This window comes from Spirillospora sp. NPDC029432, from assembly GCF_040703975.1.
Lineage (GTDB): Bacteria > Actinomycetota > Actinomycetes > Streptosporangiales > Streptosporangiaceae > Spirillospora.
Map to the genome: position 1 here is coordinate 20250 of NZ_JBEZWH010000030.1, position 16479 is coordinate 36728.

At 70.5% G+C, this 16479-nt stretch carries 17 protein-coding genes; 5 read left to right on the top strand and 12 right to left on the bottom strand.

Going from position 1 to position 16479, the window contains the following annotated elements; translation table 11 throughout:
* Nucleotides 1-233 precede the first annotated feature (233 nt).
* Nucleotides 234-1040 (bottom strand): DUF2470 domain-containing protein, encoded by an 807-nt coding sequence (locus AB0881_RS23105; RefSeq protein ID WP_366619720.1) that lies wholly within the window; start codon nucleotides 1038-1040, stop codon nucleotides 234-236.
* A gap of 75 nt (nucleotides 1041-1115) precedes the next feature.
* Between AB0881_RS23105 and rpsD the strand changes: the two genes are divergently transcribed.
* The gene (gene rpsD / locus AB0881_RS23110; RefSeq protein ID WP_366619722.1) at nucleotides 1116-1721 is read left to right on the top strand and encodes a 30S ribosomal protein S4; all 606 of its coding nucleotides are present in this window, start codon (nucleotides 1116-1118) and stop codon (nucleotides 1719-1721) included.
* A gap of 186 nt (nucleotides 1722-1907) precedes the next feature.
* On the opposite strand, the gene AB0881_RS23115 is transcribed toward rpsD, so the two are convergent.
* The 10 genes from AB0881_RS23115 to AB0881_RS23160 form a co-directional block, all read right to left on the bottom strand.
* Nucleotides 1908-2390, bottom strand: a complete 483-nt coding sequence (locus AB0881_RS23115; RefSeq protein ID WP_366619724.1) for a MarR family transcriptional regulator — start codon at nucleotides 2388-2390, stop codon at nucleotides 1908-1910.
* A gap of 76 nt (nucleotides 2391-2466) precedes the next feature.
* On the bottom strand, nucleotides 2467-3432 hold the full coding sequence (locus AB0881_RS23120; RefSeq protein WP_366619726.1) for a hypothetical protein: 966 nt from the start codon (nucleotides 3430-3432) through the stop codon (nucleotides 2467-2469).
* Between the two features lie 25 nt (nucleotides 3433-3457).
* Nucleotides 3458-4756 (bottom strand): MCE family protein, encoded by a 1299-nt coding sequence (locus tag AB0881_RS23125; RefSeq protein ID WP_366619728.1) that lies wholly within the window; start codon nucleotides 4754-4756, stop codon nucleotides 3458-3460.
* Entirely contained in the window at nucleotides 4753-5862 is a 1110-nt protein-coding gene (locus AB0881_RS23130; RefSeq protein ID WP_366619730.1) for an MlaD family protein, read from the bottom strand. The genes AB0881_RS23125 and AB0881_RS23130 overlap by 4 nt, the downstream gene beginning before the upstream one ends.
* Complete coding sequence (locus tag AB0881_RS23135) at nucleotides 5862-6911, bottom strand: MCE family protein (protein WP_366619732.1); 1050 nt, start codon at nucleotides 6909-6911, stop codon at nucleotides 5862-5864. The genes AB0881_RS23130 and AB0881_RS23135 overlap by 1 nt, the downstream gene beginning before the upstream one ends.
* Nucleotides 6911-7942 (bottom strand): MlaD family protein, encoded by a 1032-nt coding sequence (locus tag AB0881_RS23140; RefSeq protein WP_366619734.1) that lies wholly within the window; start codon nucleotides 7940-7942, stop codon nucleotides 6911-6913. The genes AB0881_RS23135 and AB0881_RS23140 overlap by 1 nt, the downstream gene beginning before the upstream one ends.
* Nucleotides 7942-9009 (bottom strand): MlaD family protein, encoded by a 1068-nt coding sequence (locus AB0881_RS23145; protein ID WP_366619736.1) that lies wholly within the window; start codon nucleotides 9007-9009, stop codon nucleotides 7942-7944. The genes AB0881_RS23140 and AB0881_RS23145 overlap by 1 nt, the downstream gene beginning before the upstream one ends.
* Nucleotides 9006-10127 (bottom strand): MCE family protein, encoded by a 1122-nt coding sequence (locus tag AB0881_RS23150; protein ID WP_366619738.1) that lies wholly within the window; start codon nucleotides 10125-10127, stop codon nucleotides 9006-9008. The genes AB0881_RS23145 and AB0881_RS23150 overlap by 4 nt, the downstream gene beginning before the upstream one ends.
* Nucleotides 10124-10978 carry an ABC transporter permease gene (locus AB0881_RS23155; protein ID WP_366619740.1) on the bottom strand — a complete coding sequence of 285 codons (855 nt, stop codon included), beginning with the start codon at nucleotides 10976-10978 and terminating at the stop codon, nucleotides 10124-10126. The genes AB0881_RS23150 and AB0881_RS23155 overlap by 4 nt, the downstream gene beginning before the upstream one ends.
* Nucleotides 10978-11781: an ABC transporter permease gene (locus tag AB0881_RS23160; protein WP_366619742.1), complete on the bottom strand. Its 804-nt coding sequence runs from the start codon at nucleotides 11779-11781 to the stop codon at nucleotides 10978-10980. Before AB0881_RS23160 ends, AB0881_RS23155 begins: the two co-directional genes overlap by 1 nt.
* 279 nt (nucleotides 11782-12060) lie before the next feature.
* Between AB0881_RS23160 and AB0881_RS23165 the strand changes: the two genes are divergently transcribed.
* From AB0881_RS23165 to AB0881_RS23180, 4 genes are all read left to right on the top strand, one after another.
* Nucleotides 12061-12606, top strand: coding sequence for a MarR family transcriptional regulator (locus AB0881_RS23165; protein WP_366619744.1), 546 nt, complete (start codon nucleotides 12061-12063; stop codon nucleotides 12604-12606).
* A gap of 111 nt (nucleotides 12607-12717) precedes the next feature.
* On the top strand, nucleotides 12718-13584 hold the full coding sequence (locus AB0881_RS23170) for a lytic transglycosylase domain-containing protein (protein ID WP_366619746.1): 867 nt from the start codon (nucleotides 12718-12720) through the stop codon (nucleotides 13582-13584).
* Between the two features lie 45 nt (nucleotides 13585-13629).
* Nucleotides 13630-14256 carry a TetR/AcrR family transcriptional regulator gene (locus tag AB0881_RS23175; RefSeq protein ID WP_366619748.1) on the top strand — a complete coding sequence of 209 codons (627 nt, stop codon included), beginning with the start codon at nucleotides 13630-13632 and terminating at the stop codon, nucleotides 14254-14256.
* A 45-nt stretch (nucleotides 14257-14301) separates the two neighbouring features.
* Nucleotides 14302-14949: a helix-turn-helix domain-containing protein gene (locus AB0881_RS23180; protein WP_366619750.1), complete on the top strand. Its 648-nt coding sequence runs from the start codon at nucleotides 14302-14304 to the stop codon at nucleotides 14947-14949.
* An 18-nt stretch (nucleotides 14950-14967) separates the two neighbouring features.
* Here the strand turns inward: AB0881_RS23180 and AB0881_RS23185 are convergent, their stop codons facing one another.
* A complete protein-coding gene (locus tag AB0881_RS23185; RefSeq protein ID WP_366619751.1) occupies nucleotides 14968-16434 on the bottom strand; it encodes an NAD(P)/FAD-dependent oxidoreductase in 1467 nt (488 codons plus the stop codon).
* Nucleotides 16435-16479: the final 45 nt, after the last annotated feature.

Genomic DNA, 16479 nt, shown 5'->3' on the forward strand with positions numbered 1-16479 from the left:
CCGGGCCGCGGCCCCCCTGTCGCGTCCGCGGCGCCGGACCACCGGCCGGTCGGGCCGTTCCGCCGCCGGGGTCCGTGCCGGTTGGAGCGTGCCCCGGGCGCCCCACCCCGCTGGAAGCGCCCGCGGCGGTCGGCGCGGGCCCGGTCGCGGAACGGCACGCGGCCGGAGCCCCGAGCATGGCTCACGGACCAGGTCCCCGACATCCGGGATAACCCGGCCAAGTGCCCCGGAATCTAGTGGGACACCCCCGCGAACAGCCGCCGGTACACGCACCGCAGACCGTGGATATCACTGACCGGCTCTCCGAAGACCACGCGCAGATCGACGGGGGCGGCGTCCGTCCGCTCCGTTCCGGAGCATCGTAGCCACATCCCGTACCTGTCGAGGGCGAGCGGGCGCACGACCGTGTCCCGTCCCGCCCGCGCGGCGGGGACGTGGGACGCGCCGTCCAGCCGGCGCAGCATCACGACCAGCTCGTCGCGGTGGCACTCGTCGAGATGGGACAGGATGCCGGACTCGATGGCCACCAGCGGGTCGGGGACGCCCGCCGCGTACTCCTCGGGCTCCAGCGTGGCGCTGCCCCACATGTCCTTGACCTCGACCTCGGCGACCTCCAGCGCCAGCACCGTCCAGCGCCGCCGGGCGCTGTCGGCCGCGCCCGCCTCCAGCAGTTCGGGGCGCGGGTGCAGGCGGGAGATCCGCAGCGCGGCGTCACGGCGCTCGCCCTCGGGGACCTCGGTGATCCAGCCGTGCAGCCACGCCTGGCCGCGCAGCCGGTCGGGCAGCGGCACCGGCGCCACGTCGGAGATCCGCAGCGTGGCGGGCAGGTCGGGCTCGCCCGCCAGCGCCGACACCACGGCCGACTCGGCGGGCAGGAGCAGCAGCGGGCGGCCGTCGGCGTCGGTGGCGTGCGCGGGCACCGCGGCGTACGGGACGCCCGGCACGGCCAGCACGCCGTCCGCGACGCCGTAGGACAGCGTCCGCGCCCGCTCGCCGGCGGTGGGCCGCCGGGGCGCTGCCGCTTCGCTCGCCTCGCTCATCCGTGGACCTCCTTGACTCGTGCAGATAGGTTAGGCTTGCCTAACTAAGGCTTACCTAACCATCGAAGGAGGGCAATGAACAACCCCCGGCCCAAGGTCCGGCTCTCCCGGGCCCTGGGAATCCCGCTGACGCCCAAGAGCGTGAAGTACTTCGAGGCCCGCCCGTACCCGCCCGGGGTCCACGGCCGCGCCCGCAAGAACGAGTCCGACTACAAGGTCCGGCTCCGCGAGAAGCAGCGGCTGCGCGCGCAGTACAACATCCGCGAGGCCCAGCTCCGCAACGCCTTCGCCAAGGCGTCCAAGACCGGCGCCAAGACCGGCGAGGCGCTGCTCATCGACCTGGAGCGCCGGCTGGACGCGCTTGTCCTGCGCTCCGGCTTCGCCCGCACGATCTACCAGGCCCGGCAGTTCGTCGTGCACCGCCACGTCCTGGTGAACGGCCGCCGCGTGGACCGCCCCTCGTACCGGCTCCGCCCCGGCGACGTGATCACCATCGCCGAGCGCAGCCGCTCCATGGTCCCCTTCCAGGTCGCCGCCGCCGGCGGGCACACCGAATCCGTCCCGGCCTACCTGGAGGTACGCCACGACGCCCTCGCCGCCCGCCTCACCCGGCTGCCCGAACGCCGCGAGATCCCCGTCATCTGCGACGAGCAACTCGTAGTAGAGCACTATTCTCGCTAGCGGCGCCCTTGGCGTCGGGCGTTGAACGCCCTCCTTCGGCGGGCGTCGCGGCGATCGCTGCATCGCTCCGTCTCGCCTTGACGGCTCGCTGCGCGATCGGTTCCTCGCAGGCTCGGAACCGCCTTCGGACGCGATCGCAACGCCTGGGCCGGTCACCGGCTGAGCAGCCAGGCTGGGCCATGCGGCTCAGCCCAGGTCGCCGAGTTCTTTTCGCGCGTGGTCGCGGAGGGTCTCCGTCGCCTCGACCAGGTGGCGGCGGGACTCCTCGGTGAGCGGGGCGGCGAAGTGGCGGTCGAGGGTCTCCGCGTGCACCCGCAGGGCCTCGGCGAGCTTCGCGCGGCCGGCGCCGGTCAGCTCGACCAGCTGGCGCCGCCGGTCGTCGGGGGCGGCCCAGCGGCGGACGTACCCGTCCCGCTCCATCCGGTCGATCAGCCGGGTCATGCCGCCGCTGGTCAGGATCATCTCGCCGGCCAGGAAGCCCATGCTCAGCGGGCCGCCCGCGCCCTCCCGCGCCAGCCGCAGCAGCACCTCGAACACCGGGTGCCGGATGCCGCAGCGGCGCTCCAGCTCGCGCGCCGCGATCCGCTCCAGCAGCGTGGTGGCGCCGAGCAGCATGCCGAACTCCCAGACGAGCCCGTCCGCCCGCGGCCCCTCCGGCGTCCCCGTCATCGCTCCCCCTCCGACGAACGCGCCGCGCCCCGCACGGTCTCCGCCGTACGGGGCGCGGGGGTCCAGGCAGATGAGCCTAGTTCTTCGGCTTCTCCGTCTTGTCGCCCTTCGGCTGCCCGCTGGGGGACGGGCTGGACGGGACGTTCGGGAGGCCGCCCTGCTGCGCCTGGTTCTGGTCGTTGGCGCCCGAGGCGTACATCTTGGTGACCTTCCACTTGCCATCGATCTTGGCGATGGCGAGCCGGATCAGCGTGGCCGGCGACTCGTGCGCGCCCTCGGCCGTCTTGACGCTGACGTCCACCGCGATCGTCGCCGCGGCGAACCGCTCGTCGATGTCGCCCACGAACACCTGGTCGGTCTTCGAGGTCAGCACCAGCTGCGGGTTGTCCTGGAACGTCTTGCCCAGGTTGGGCAGCGTGTTGGCCTTGAAGCTCTCCAGGAGGTCGCCGCCCATCAGGCCCTCGGCCTTCTTCATCTGCGACTGGTAGTTGGAGGCGTTGTAGTTGAGCGCCACGTCGCCGTACTCGCGGGCGACCTTGGAGACCGCGGCGCGCTCGTCGTCCTCGCCCGCCAGGCCGGCGGCCGTCCGCCACTGCCAGATCGCCACGCTCGCCAGCAGCGCCACCAGGACGACCACCACGATCGCCTGCGTGCGGCCGAGCCCGAACAGGCCCCGGCCCCCGGCCTCGTCGAGCGAGACCGGTTCCGGCTTCGGCGCCGGCTTGGGCGCGGCCTTGATCTCGGGCTTGGGCTTCGGCTTGGCCGCGGTCTTGGAACGCTCCTTCACCGCGGGCGCGGGTTCCTCCTCCTCCGCGTCGTCCTCGGCGTCCATCGCGTCGAGGACCTCGTCGAGATCCTCGTCATCGAGCACCTCGATGACCCTGACCCGCCGGCGCCGCCGGGCCGGCTTCGCCGCGCCCTCGGCGGGCGCCTCGGCCTGCTCGGCCGAGGCGTCCTCCGTCTCGACGGCGTCGACTTCCGCGGCGTCCTCGGGAACGCCCTTGGCGTCCTCGGGGACGTCCTTGGTGGTCTTGCCTGTCACTTCAGGTACTCCTCGGGGGTCGGGATCAGTCCTTGCGCCGCCGGAACCGCAGCCTGGCCATCGCCGGGACCGAGCGCGTCATCACGCGGACCAGGACCAGCAGCGCCAGGACCGGGGGAACGTACACTAGCCACGCCGGCGGCCCGCCGGAAGAGTCGTCCGCCGAGCGGTTCGCGGCGTTGACGGCCCGCTGGTCGCCCTGGATCGACGGATCATGGGTGGGGATCGTGTCTCCGGGGTTCTTGGCCTTGTACGGCTTCTGCTTGGCCGTGCCGGGGTTGCGGCCGTCCGGGCAGGAGGGGATCTTGTTGGCCGTCGGCTGGGCCAGCGGATACTTGTACTCCACCGTGGCCAGCGTGTTGAACGTCAGCAGGAACACCACGTTCAGCACCGGCTTGCCCTGGTCGATGCCGATGACGTTGTTCAGCACGTTGCCCAGCTCGGGGGCCTTCCGCAGGGTCTTGCGAAGGTCCGTCAGGATGTCGGGGTTGTAGCCCTTGATCCCCCAGTTGCCGAGGGTCCCCACCGTACATTCGAAGTCGGGGCCCATCTTCTCCAGCAGGCCGTTCACCTCGGCCAGCAGGCCGGGCCCCTGGTCGCGCAGCTGGCGCAGCTCGCCGCGGACCTGGGACAGCGCGCCGGTGAGCGCGGCCAGGTTGTCGACCCCGGCGCCGAGGTGGTCGCGGTTCTGGTTGAGCACGCTGGTGATGCGGCCGAGGTCCTTGGTGAGGCCGTCCAGCAGCTCGGTGTTCTCGGCGAACGTGCCGGTGAGCTGGTCGCCGCCATTGATGATCTTGCGCAGCGACTCGTCCCGGCCGGCCCAGCCCTCGGCCAGCTCGTGGGTGAGCACCTGCGCGTCGTTCGGGTCGATCGCCTTGAGCGAGTCGATGACCGCGCCGAACAGGTCGCCGTACTTCGGCGGCACCGAGGTCCTCGACACCGGGATCACGGCGCCGGCCTTCATCACGGGCCCGTCCGTGCGGGCACCGGCCGGCGGGGTCAGCTCCACCACCGGCTCGCCGACCGCGGACTTGCGCGCCGCCGCCGCCGAGACGCCCTGCGGGACCTTCACGCCCTTCTCGATGTCCAGCTTGACCAGGACCTTGTCCTTCACCAGCCGGACCGAGTCGATCTTGCCGATGCGCAGCCCCAGGTAGTCGACCTCGAAGCCCGGGTGCAGGCCCGGCGAGGACTGGAACTCCACGGTGATGTGGTACGGGCGGTCGATGAAGTCGAACCGGATGATGCTGGTGAGCGCCCACACCGCCATGACGACGCCGAGCACGGCGAACGTCACGAGGTTGATGAAAACGCGCCTGGTCATCGCGGCTCCAGGAGATCGTTGAGGTCCGGCAGCGCGCCCTCGAGGCCCGGCGGCAGCTTCGGTCCCTGCCGTTCCTTGCCCGCCTTCGTCTTGGACTTGGAGCCCGCCTGCGCCGCGCCGCCCGTCACGCTGTCGGGCAGCAGCGGCGTGCCGTCCGGCCAGACGACCTTCACCAGCGGGTACAGCAGCAGCTGGCCGTCATAGGTGGCCTTCGGGATCTTGGCGGAGAACTGCACCAGCCCGTCGACCAGCTTGGTCAGCCGCGTCCGGTTGTTGCCCAGCTCCGACAGCACCGGGTCCAGGTCGTTCAGCAGCTCGCGCAGCCGCAGCACCCGGCCCTCCAGCACCTTGTCGTTGAGCTCGCGCGCCATCCGGGTGAGCTTCTGGACGGTCTTGAGGATCTTGTGCTTGTTGTCGTCCAGCAGCGCGGTGGTGCGCTGCAGCTCGCCCGGCGCCTTCGACAGCTGGTCGTCCCCCTTGGCCAGGGAGCGGCCCAGCTTCGCGAACTGGTCGACGGAGCGGACGAGCTCGGCCCGCTGCGCGGTGAAGACCTTCAGCAGGTCGCCGGACTTGGCGATCGTGACGTTGATCCGCTCGCCGTTGCCGTCCAGCGCGGCGGCGCCGGTGTTGACGATGGTGGCGACATCGTTGCCGGCCAGCGCCTGGAGCAGCGGCCCGGCCTGCCCGACGACCTGCTCGAACGCCGGCTGCACGCTGGTGTTGGCGACGGACGCGCCGGACGCGAGGAACGGGCCGCGGTCCATGCTGCCGCCCGGCGGCAGGATGATGTCCACGTAGTTCTCGCCCAGCAGCGAGGTCACCTTGATCTCGGCGGTGACGCCCTGCGGGATCCGGTGCCCGTCGACGATCGACAGCGTCGCGGTGGTCTTGTACGTCCGCGGATCGAGCTCGACCTTCGTCACGGTGCCGATCTTGACGTCGGACATCTGCACGCTGTGCCCGACCACCAGGCCCTGCACGTCGTCGAAGGTGGCCTTCAGGGACAGGCTGCCCTGCGGGGCGCCCGCGGTACGGATGGAGCAGCCGGTGAGCGCGGCCAGCAGCGCCGCGACCAGCGCCACGACCGTCATCCTGCCCATCGCCATCAGTTCCCCCCTCCGTTCATCCAGGGACAGTTGGAGTTGGGCGCCGGCAGCGGGCAGTCCACGTCGTCGGTGCCGAGGATGCCCTTCAGCCAGGTCCGCAGGAACGCGTCGGTCGCGAACCGGATCTGCAGCGACTTGTTCTTCGGGTTGTACGCGCCGATGAGCGCGTCGCCGATGCCCGGCAGCGCGTCCAGCAGCTGCGCCAGGGACTTGGAGTTGCCCTTGAGGATCAGCGCGACCCGGGTCAGCACCGCCAGGTCCTCCGGCAGCTGGCCCTTGTACTTCTCCAGGAGCTTGCCGCCGTTCTTCGACAGCTGGAGGATCCCGCGGACGAGGTCCTGCAGCTCGCCGCGCTCGGCGCTCAGCACCCGGGTGGCCTCGCCGAAGTTGCGGATCATCTGGCCGAGCACCTGCTCGCGGCCGCGCACGACGCCCGACAGCCGCTGCAGGTTCTTCGCGACCTCCAGCAGCTCCTTGTCCTGGCCCGCGACGTTCTCCACCAGCCGGGCGCTCTGCTCCAGCGTGGCGTTGAACTCCCGGCCGTTGCCGTTGACGGTGTCGGCGGTGGAGCCGAGCGCCTTCTGCATCTTGGTCGGGTCGAGCGCGCCGGCCAGGTTGGTGAACGAGCTGAGCGCGTCGTCCACCTCGACCGGCACGTGCGTGCGCGCGATCGGGATGTGCCGCTCGGTCTCCTTCGGCTGGCCCGGCCGCCACGCCGGATGCAGCACCAGGTTGCGCTCGCCGACGAGGTTCAGCGGCACGATCGACGCCTGCACGCCCTTCGGCAGCGGGACCTCGTCGTCCAGGTGGAAGGTGACGCGGATGTGGTCGCCGCGCTTCTCGACCTTGTCGACCAGCCCCACGTCCGCGCCCATCACCTTGACCTTGGACTCGGGGTAGAACGAGCGGGCCTTGGCGAACTCCACGGTCATCGTGCGCTTGCCGCCGGAGTCGACGGCCAGCGCCGAGCAGCCGCCCGCGCCGGCCGTCACCGCGAGGCACAGCCCCGCCAGGGCCGCGGTACGGGCCCGCAGCTTGATCGGCATCATCAGTTGCCTCCCTGCCCCGCCGGCGGCCGGCGGGTGGAGATCGGGCCGGGCGGCTGCAGCGGGCCGAGCCCGGTCAGCAGCCCCTCGATGTAGGGGCCGTTGCCCTTCAGGTTGGCCACCTGGTTGAACGTCGGCCCGAGCAGCGAGAAGTCGGTGTTGATGGCGTCCAGGTTGGGCGCCAGCCGGGTGGTCAGCAGGTGCAGGTTGTCCATCAGGGTGTCGATCTCCTTCTGGTTCCTGGAGATCACGTTGGACAGCGTCCGCACCGTGCGGCTGCCCTGCCCGATGGTGGCGGCCAGCTCGTTGCGCCGCTGCACCAGGCTGTTGAGCAGCACCTGGCTGGACTCGATGATCTGCTTGAGCTCCTCGTCCTTGGCGGCCAGCGTGCCGGTGATGGTCTTGCTGTTGGCGATCAGCTTCTCGATCTCCGGGGCGGAGTCGTTCAGCGTCTGCGAGAGCTGCCGCAGGTTGACGAGGATCCGCTTCAGCTTGGCCGCGCCGGGCGACTCCAGCCTGTTGATCTGCGTCAGCAGCGTGTCGATGGACTTCTGGTCGAGCTTGCCGACGAGGTTCTGCGCGCTGTCGAGCGCCTCGGGCACCGTGAACGGCACCGAGGTGTTGCGCAGCTGGATCCGGCGCTTGGACTCGTCGACGTCGGCCATGTACGGCTTGGCGACCGGCCCGGACAGCCGCAGGTAGCGGCCGCCCATGAGGGTGGTGGTCTGGATCTCGGCCCGGGTCGCCGGGCCGAGGTCGATGCCCTCGTTGACGTGCCACTTCACGATGATGGTGCCGGTCTTGAAGTCCGGCTCCACCGAGGTGACCCGGCCCGCCTTGACGCCGGCCACCCGGACGTCCTGGCCCTTCTTCAGGCCCGCGGTGTCGGAGAAGACCCCGCTCATCGTGTAGCCCTGGTCGAACAGGTGCAGCTGGCCGATGGCGAACGCGAACGCGCAGCCCGCGCCCAGCGCGGCCAGCGTCACGATGGCGACGATCCGGTGGTTGACGTCGCGCAGCGACTTCAGAGCCATCACTGACCACCCCGCAGCATCTGCTGGAGCTTCTGCAGCTCGCCCTTGGACGGCTGCCGCGGCTGGTCGTTGGGCGACCTGGGCAGCTCCATCGGGAACGGGCACGGCCCCTGGACGATGTTGAGGCACAGGGCGTTGGTGCGCAGGAAGTGCCCGCCGTTGGCCGCGGCGAACAGGCTGCGCAGGGTCAGCGGCAGCTGCTGCACCATCTTCTCCAGCTGGTCGACGTTCAGCCGGAAGGTCTCGCTGAACTTGCCGAGGTTGTCGATGATCCGGGCGAGCTGGGCGTCGTTGCCGCCGAGCACCTGGTTCAGGGTGGTGGTCACGCCGCCGACCTCGACGACCGCGTTCTCCAGCAGCTTGTGGTTGCCGGCGAACACCCGCGCCAGCTCCTTGATGTTGTCGACGCTCGCGGCGATCTGCCGGTCGCGGGTCGCCACCGCGTCGCTGACGGTGGAGTAGTCGTCGACCATCTGCTCGATCGTCTTGCGGCGCGTGTTGAACGTCGCGAGCAGCACGTCGAAGTTGTTCACGAGCAGGTCGATGTTCTTCTCGTTGCCGTCCAGCGCCTGGGTGAACGCGAACAGGATCTTGTTGATCTGGTTCGGGTCCAGGTTGCGGGTCAGCGGCCCGAGGCTGTTGACGATCGCGCCGAGGTCGACGACGGACCGGGTGTGCGGCACCCGGTCGCCGTTGCCGAGCCGCCCCGCGCTGCGCCCGGGTTCGAGGTAGATGACCCGCTGGCCCATCACGTTGCGCCAGCGGACCGCGGCGGTCGAGTCGTCGGGGACCCGCACGCCCTTGTCCACCTCCATCCCGACCACGGCCTTGCCGCGCCGGACCTCGATGCTCTTGACCTGGCCGACGGGGGCGCCCGCCACCTTGACGGTGTCGCCTTCCAGCAGGCCGGTGACGTCGTCGAACGTCGCGGTGAGCTTGTAGCGGTCCTTGAAGCTGGTGGCGAGGATCTGCTGCCCGATGAAGAACGTCAGCAGCCCGGTCAGCGCCACGAAGACGCCGAACTTGAGGATCACGGTCGTCTCGGGCCCGCGCGCGTTGCGGCTCACGGCTTCACCCCCGTGCCCCGGCCGGTGCCGTTCGTGCCGTTCGTGCTGTTCTTGGTCTTGGACTTGGTCGCGGCCCGGTTCCCGCCGCCGCCCGCGTCCGCCTCGGGCACCGCGCACACGTCGATGATCGTCGCGCAGATGTCGAGCGGCAGCTCGGCCTTGGCCTGGGCGATGAGCGTGTTCTCCGGCCCGGGGATCCGGATGATCTGGGCCAGCAGGCGGAAGAACCCGTTCAGGCTGTCCAGCAGCACCGGCAGGTTGCGGCGCTCGTCCGCGGCGACGTCGACGGTGTCGCCGGCGCCGTCGATGAGCTTGCCGAGGTTGCCGCCCTGCCGGGCCATGGTCCCGCCGACGGTGTCGGCGAGCGCGCCGCCCTGGTCGAGCAGCTGGGAGATCTTGTCGGGCTTCTCGTAGACGACCGGCGCGATCCGGTTCAGGTCGCCGATCGTCGCGTTGATGGTGTCGCCGCGCGGGCCGAGCGTTCCGGACAGCCCGTTGATGTCGCTGATCAGGCTCTGGATCACCGCCCGGTTGGCGTGCGTCGCGTCGATCACCTTGGTGCCGTTGACGATGGTCCGGTGCAGCGCCGGGCCCTGCCCGGACAGTCCCGAGGAGAACGCCTGCAGGATCGTGGTCACCTCGTCGGGGTTGATCGCCTTGGTGAGCCGGTACGCCGGCCAGGCCGTCTCCGACAGGTCCTTGGGGTCCTGCGTCTGGGCGATCCGGCCGCCGTCCGCCATGAACGGCCCGGTCAGCTCGCCCTTGCCGAGGTCCAGCAGGATGTCCTTGGGCCCGAAGACCGACACCGGCTCGACCCGGGCGACGGTCGTCTCCGGCACCCGGACGCCCTCGTCCAGCCGGATCCGCACCGCGACGCGCCCGCTGCGCTCCAGCTTGAGGTCGTCCACGGTGCCGACCGTGATCCCGCGGATCTTCACGTCGGACTTGCCCGGGTCCAGGCCCTGCCCGGCCCGGCCGAACGAGGCGTTGAAGTAGGTGGAGCCGCTGTGGTCGGGGGTGGAGCCGACCGCGACGAACGTCGCGGCGGCCCCGATGACGCTCAGGCCCACCAGGCCGAAGATGGTCCGCGACCGCTTGGAGAGGGGCTCGTCGCTCATCCGGTCAACCTCACTGTGCTGCCGTGACCCCAGAAGATGTACGACAGGACCAGGTTCATCAGGATCATCAGGATGGTGGACTCGCGGATCGCGCGGCCCGCCGCGACGCCCACGCCCACCGGCCCGCCGGCGGCGTAGTAGCCGCGGTAGCAGTGGATGAACATCACGATGAAGGCGAAGACGGCCACCTTGATGACGCTGTAGAACACGTCGATCGGGGGGAGATAGAGGTGGAAGTAGTAGTCGTAGATGCCGGGCGAGAGCCCGAAGTACTCGATGGTGATGAACCGGGTCGCGAAGAACGCCATGAACAGCGAGACCAGGTAGAGCGGCACCAGGGCGATGACCCCGGCCGCGACCCGGGTGCAGACCAGGTAGGCGAGCGAGTTGATGCCCATGACCTCGAGGGCGTCGATCTCCTCGGAGATCCGCATCGCGCCGATCTCGGCGGTGAAGCCGGTGCCCACCTGGGCGACCAGCGCCACCCCGGCGATGATCGGGGTGACCTCGCGGACGTTGGAGTAGCTGGCGACCAGGCCGGTGAAGGCCTCGGCGCCGATACGTTCCAGGCCGGGGTAGCCCTGGAGGCCGACCATGGCGCCGGTGGCCAGCGACATGGTGGCGATCACGAAGATCATGCCGCCGCCGATCACCAGCGCGCCCACGCCGACCGTGATGTCGCTGACCTGCTTGGCCAGCGTGCGGCCGTACTTGCGCTTCAGGATGATGTCGAACAGCAGGTGGTACAGCACCCGGCCGAGGAAGATCGGCAGGTTGAGCGAGGCGACCAGGCCGCTGGTGCGGCCCTGCACCGCGCGGCCGAGTCTGCGTACGGGGGAGATCGCGACCATCAGAACCTCGGGGGGAAGAGGACCTGGTAGATCATGGTGAGCACGTAGTTGGTCGCGAACACCACGATCGAGGTGACCACCACCGCGCGGTTGACCGCGCGGCCGACCCCGACGGGGCCGTAGTCGCAGTTCATGCCCATGTAGCAGGCCACCGCGGCGGCGATGAACCCGAACGTCCAGGCCTTGAACAGGGTGATCATCAGGTCCGAGAACTGCAGCAGGGTGGTGGCGCCGTCGAAGAAGGCGCCGGGGCTGACCCCCTGCTGGATGACGTTGAAGTAGTAGCCGCCGAGCACGCCGGCCAGGATCACGACCGAGCACAGCAGCATCGAGACGGTACTCGCCGCCCACAGCCTCGGGGTCACCAGGCGGTGGATCGGGTTGATGCCCATGACCTCCATGGCGGAGAGCTCGTCGCGGATGTTGCGGGCTCCCATGTCGGAGGTGATGGCGGAGCCGCCGACGCCGGAGACCAGCAGCGCGGCGGCCAGCGGCGCGACCTGCTGGATCATGGCGGCGACCAGCAGCGCGCCGGTCCCGGACTGCGCGCCGAGCTGGCGCGCGATGTCGCCGACCTGGAGCGAGATGGTGGCGCCCAGGGGGACGGCGATGAGCATCACCGGCACGCTGGTCACGCGGGCGAGGAACCAGCACTGCTCGATGAACTCGCCCCACCACTGGCGCAGGTCCCAGGTGCGGCGGATCCCCTCGAGGAACGTGACGCACAGCAGCCCGGTCTCGTCGAGCGTCCGCTCGATCCGCCGGCGGGCCAGGTCGGGGGCCTTGGACACGCTCAGGGCCATCAGCCGGAGCCCTCCCCGTCGGGGTCGGGGGCAAGGGTCATTCCAGCCTCCTTACGTACTCGGACGTCGGCGCTCATCCGAAATTCCGGTCACTGCCGTCACGCAGGAGGCACACGGGGGCGGCGCCTCAACGATCAGCGGGTGAGACCGGTGTCACACACGGTCCCGGAAGGGTGGCACGAACGCACCGGTCCCGTCTGTGATCTGGAGCACTCTATTGGAAGAAGGTCTAAGAAGCGAGTACTTACATCACTATTCGTCAGAAGTTACGATCTAGGAGTGTCAACTTCCACCGACGAGTGCGCAGAAGCGCTCGTGGACGGCCTCGAACGGGGCGTCCGCGACCGCTGGGAGACCAACGAGCTGACCGGCAGCCCCTGGCCGTTCCTGTCCATCACCGCGCTCGGCCGCGTCTACCAGTTCCTGAACAAAGCCCTGGAGGACGAGCTCAAACGGTTCGGGCTCAGCAAGCCCGGCTACTACGTGCTCACCACGCTGGCGCTGACGACGCGGGGCCGGGCCCGGCTCAGCACGCTGAGCCGGCTGGTGCTGATGCACGCGACATCGGTGAAGCTGACCGTCGACCAGCTGGAGGCGGCCGGCCTGGTCGAGCGCGGGCCGCACCCGCACGACCGCCGCGTGACGCTGGTCTTCATCACCGCCGCGGGCCGGGCCCGCGTGGACGAGGTGCACGCGGCGCTCGACGCGCCCGAGGGCGAGCTGGCCGCGTTCGGCGGACTCCACAAGGACATCTTCCACGCGCTGCAGCCCGCCCGCGCGGCCGCCGGCGACATGGCGTTCTCGCCCAACGACCGGATGCTCTGACGCGGAACCTTCCGCGGGTTCCGCCCGTTCCGGCGTGAACCACCGGTGACATCGCCCGCGTACCTCGCCATGGACGGTGACGGTTCGCGGGCGATAGGGCACTCTACTTCCATGCCACAGGGTCACGGCACGCGCAGAAGGAAACCCTCCTCCCAGGAGCGGGCGCGGTCCCGGCAGGGGCGACGGCGGCGGGGCGGTCCCCGCCCGGCGCCGCTCCCGGCCGATCCGCGCCCGTCCCCGTACGGGGACTCCCCGTACGGCGGGTACGGGCCGTACGACGAGGGCCTCCGCACCCCCGAGCCGCCGCTCCACGTCGAGGAGCCGCGGCCGGGCCGGCTGCGCCGGGTGCTCACCAGCAACGTCACCATCACCGCCGTCGCCGTCGCCGCGGTCATGGCGGCCGTTGTGCTGGTCGACCTGGAGAGGCTGAGCGGCGAGAAGAGCAAGCCGCCGCCGGGCTCGGCGGGCCTGTCGGCGAACGACATGCTGGCGATGCTGGACACGCCCGACATGGACCCGGTCGCCGCGGCGGGGGTCGCCGCCGCCAAGAAGCGGGCGTACGAGGAGCACCAGCGCGACCTCAAGGCGCTCAAGGAGAAGGCGGAGCGGGACGCGAAGGCGCGCGCGAAGCTGAAGGCGCAGCAGGAGCGGGAGCGGCTCGCCAAGTCCAACCCCAGCGCCAAGCAGAACAAGGCGTACGGCAAGAAGATGAACGAGCTGAAGGGATGGGGCCGCTGCTGGCCGTCCCTGGAGACGCTCTGGGACCACGAGAGCGACTGGAACGAGCGCGCCGAGAACCCCTCCAGCGGGGCGTACGGCATCCCGCAGGCGCTGCCCGCGTCCAAGCTCGCCAGCGCGGGCTCGGACTGGCGCACCAGCTCCCCCACCCAGATCGCGTGGGGCCTGAGCTACATCAAGGCGCGGTACAAGGACCCGTGCCGGGCGTGGGCGTTCTGGCAGTCGCACAACTGGTACTGATCCCTGTCCCGGCGGCCGGGGAGCGCCGGGCTCTAGCATGTGGGCGTGCGCACGAGCAGAGAACGGCGGGCCGGGATGGGCGAGTCCGGCGGCAGCCGGCAGTGGGCCCGCGCGGACGCCACCCGGCGGGCGCTGCTGGACGCGGCCCAGCGGGTCTTCGACGACCGCGGGTACGCCGACGCGGGCATCGCCGAGATCGTCGAGACCTCCGGGATCAGCGTCGGCAGCCTCTACCACCACTACGGCGGCAAGGCCGGCCTCTACCTGGCGCTGTGGGAGGAGCTGAGCGACGAGCAGGACGCGCGGGCCGCCAGCGCCGTGTCCGCGGCCCGCAAGGCCGGGGAGGACGACCCGATCGCGCAGTTCGTCGAGGGCGCGCGGGCGTACCTGGAGGTCTGCTGGGCGCGCCGGTCGGCGGCGCGGCTGTTCCACGGCGGCGAGGGGCCGCCGGGGTTCTCGCTGATGCGCCGGACGCGGGCCCGGCAGTGGATCGCGCAGAACGACCGGCTGCTGCGCGGCGCCGGCGGCGACCGGGAGACGCAGGTGCTCAGCATGGTGCTCACCGCGGTGATCGGCGAGGCCGGGCGGGAGGTCGCGCTCGCGCCCGACGCCGCCGCGGCCCATGAGATCATTGAAGAGGTGTGCCGCATCCTGATCCGGCTCGCCCGCTGATCGGCTCCCCGCTCCCCGCCCCGTCGACCAGAGAGCAGACGTGTCATGCCGACGTCCACCTGGTTCCGGCTCAACGTCGCCAAGCGCGAGCGCGTCCTCGAAGTGGCGATGCGCGAGTTCGGCGAGCACGGCTACTCCACCGGCAGCCTGAACACCATCGCCCGCGAGGCCGGCATCGCGAAGGGCTCGCTGTTCCAGTACTTCTCCGACAAGCTGGAGTTCTTCGCGTTCGTGTGCGACGAGGCGTCCCGCCGCATCCGCGAGGAGATGGAGCGGCGGATCGCCCGCATGGACTTCGAGCAGTCCTTCGAGGGGTGGCTGTTCGACGTGTTCTGCGAGTGGACCGAGTACATGGCCGAGTACCCGCTGGAGCGCGCGGTGACGGCGGCGACGAACTTCGAGCTGGACAACAACGTCCGGTCGGTGGTGCGCGACACCGCCAACCAGCACTACCTGTCGGTGATCCATCCGTCGCTCCAGCTGTGGCAGGAGCGCGGCGACATCCGGCCGGACGCCGACCTGGACGTGCTCGCCACGCTCCTGCTGGTCACGCTGCCGTTCCTGGCGCTGGCGCCGTACTACGACGGGCTGGACCCGGTGCTGGGCCTGCGCGGCCGCACGCCGGCGGAGCAGCGGCCGGTGATCCGGCAGCTGATCGCCGGCTTCCGGCCGATGTTCGCCCCCGCCGGCTGACGCCCGCGCGCGGACGGCTCAGGAGAAGACGTACTCCTTGGCGCGGGCCTTGCGGGCGCCCGCCCAGAACTCGAACGTGTGCCCCGGCCACAGGGTGCGGTTGACGCCGTCGGCGTCGAGGTACCAGCTGTCGCAGCCGCCCTCGTTCCACACCGCCCGGCGCAGCCGCCGCTGGAGGCGGTCGTTGTACGCGCGCATCGCCTCGGGCCGCGGCTCGACGGTCCGCGCGCCGCGCTCCTGCATCTGCCGCAGCAGGCTCAGCACGTGCTGGATCTGGATCTCGATCATGAAGACGACCGAGTTGTGGCCCAGCCCGGTGTTGGGGCCCAGCATCATGAAGAAGTTCGGGAAGCCGGGGATCGTGGTGCCGTGGTGGGCCTCGATGCCGTCCGCCCACGCCTCCTGGATCTTGACGCCGCCGCGGCCGGTGACGCGCCACTCGGACATGGCGTCCACGACCTTGAAGCCGGTGCCGTAGACGATGGCGTCCACCTCGTACTCCCGGCCGTCCTTGGTGACGATCGAGTTCTCGCGCACCTCGGCGATCGCGCTGGTCTCGACCTCGACGTTCGGGCGGGTGAGCGCCGGATAGTAGTCGTTGGACAGCAGCACGCGCTTGCAGCCGATGGTGTAGTCGGGCGTGACCTTGGCGCGCAGCTCGGGGTCGTCCGGGATCTGCCGCTTGATGTGCCAGCGGGCGAGCTTCTCCTGCGGGCCGGACAGGCGCGGGTCGATGGTGAAGCCGACGGCTCGGGCCTCCAGCGTCCAGTAGATGCCGTTGCGGAAAGCGCGGGCCGTCCCGGGCACCTTCTCGAACGCCTTGCGCATCGGCGCCGGGAACTTGCGGTCCGGCTTGGGCTGGATCCACGGCGCGGTGCGCTGGAAGAGGACCAGCTCGCCTACCTGCTTCGCCAGCTGCGGGACGAACTGGATCGCGGACGCGCCGGTGCCGACGACGGCCACGCGCTTGCCGGTGAAATCGTAGGAGTGGTCCCACTCGGCCGAGTGGAACGCGGTGCCCTGGAACCGCTCGATGCCCGGCAGGTCCGGGAAGGAGGGGATGTGCAGCGCGCCCACGCCGGACACCACGGCCCTGGCGGCGATGACGTCGCCGCCGGCCAGCGTCACGTTCCAGACGCGCGCGTCCTCGTCGTACTCCATCGCGTCGACCGCGGCGCCGAACCGGATGTGCTTGCGGACGTCGTACTTGTCCGCGGTGCGCTCCATGTACGCGCGGATCTCCGGCTGCGGGGCGAACATCCGCGACCAGCCGGGGTTCAGCTCGAACGAGAACGAGTACATGTGCGAGGGCACGTCGCAGGCGCACCCGGGGTAGGTGTTGTCGTGCCACGTGCCGCCGAGCGCCTCGCTCTTCTCCACGATCACGAAGTCGTCGAAGCCGTTCTGCTTCAGCCGGATCCCCATGCCCAGCCCGGCGAAGCCGGACCCGACGATGACGATCCCGGTGGTGGAGCGCTCGCTCATACCGTCCCTTCCCGGTTACCCTACTCGGAGTAAGTTACTACGAGT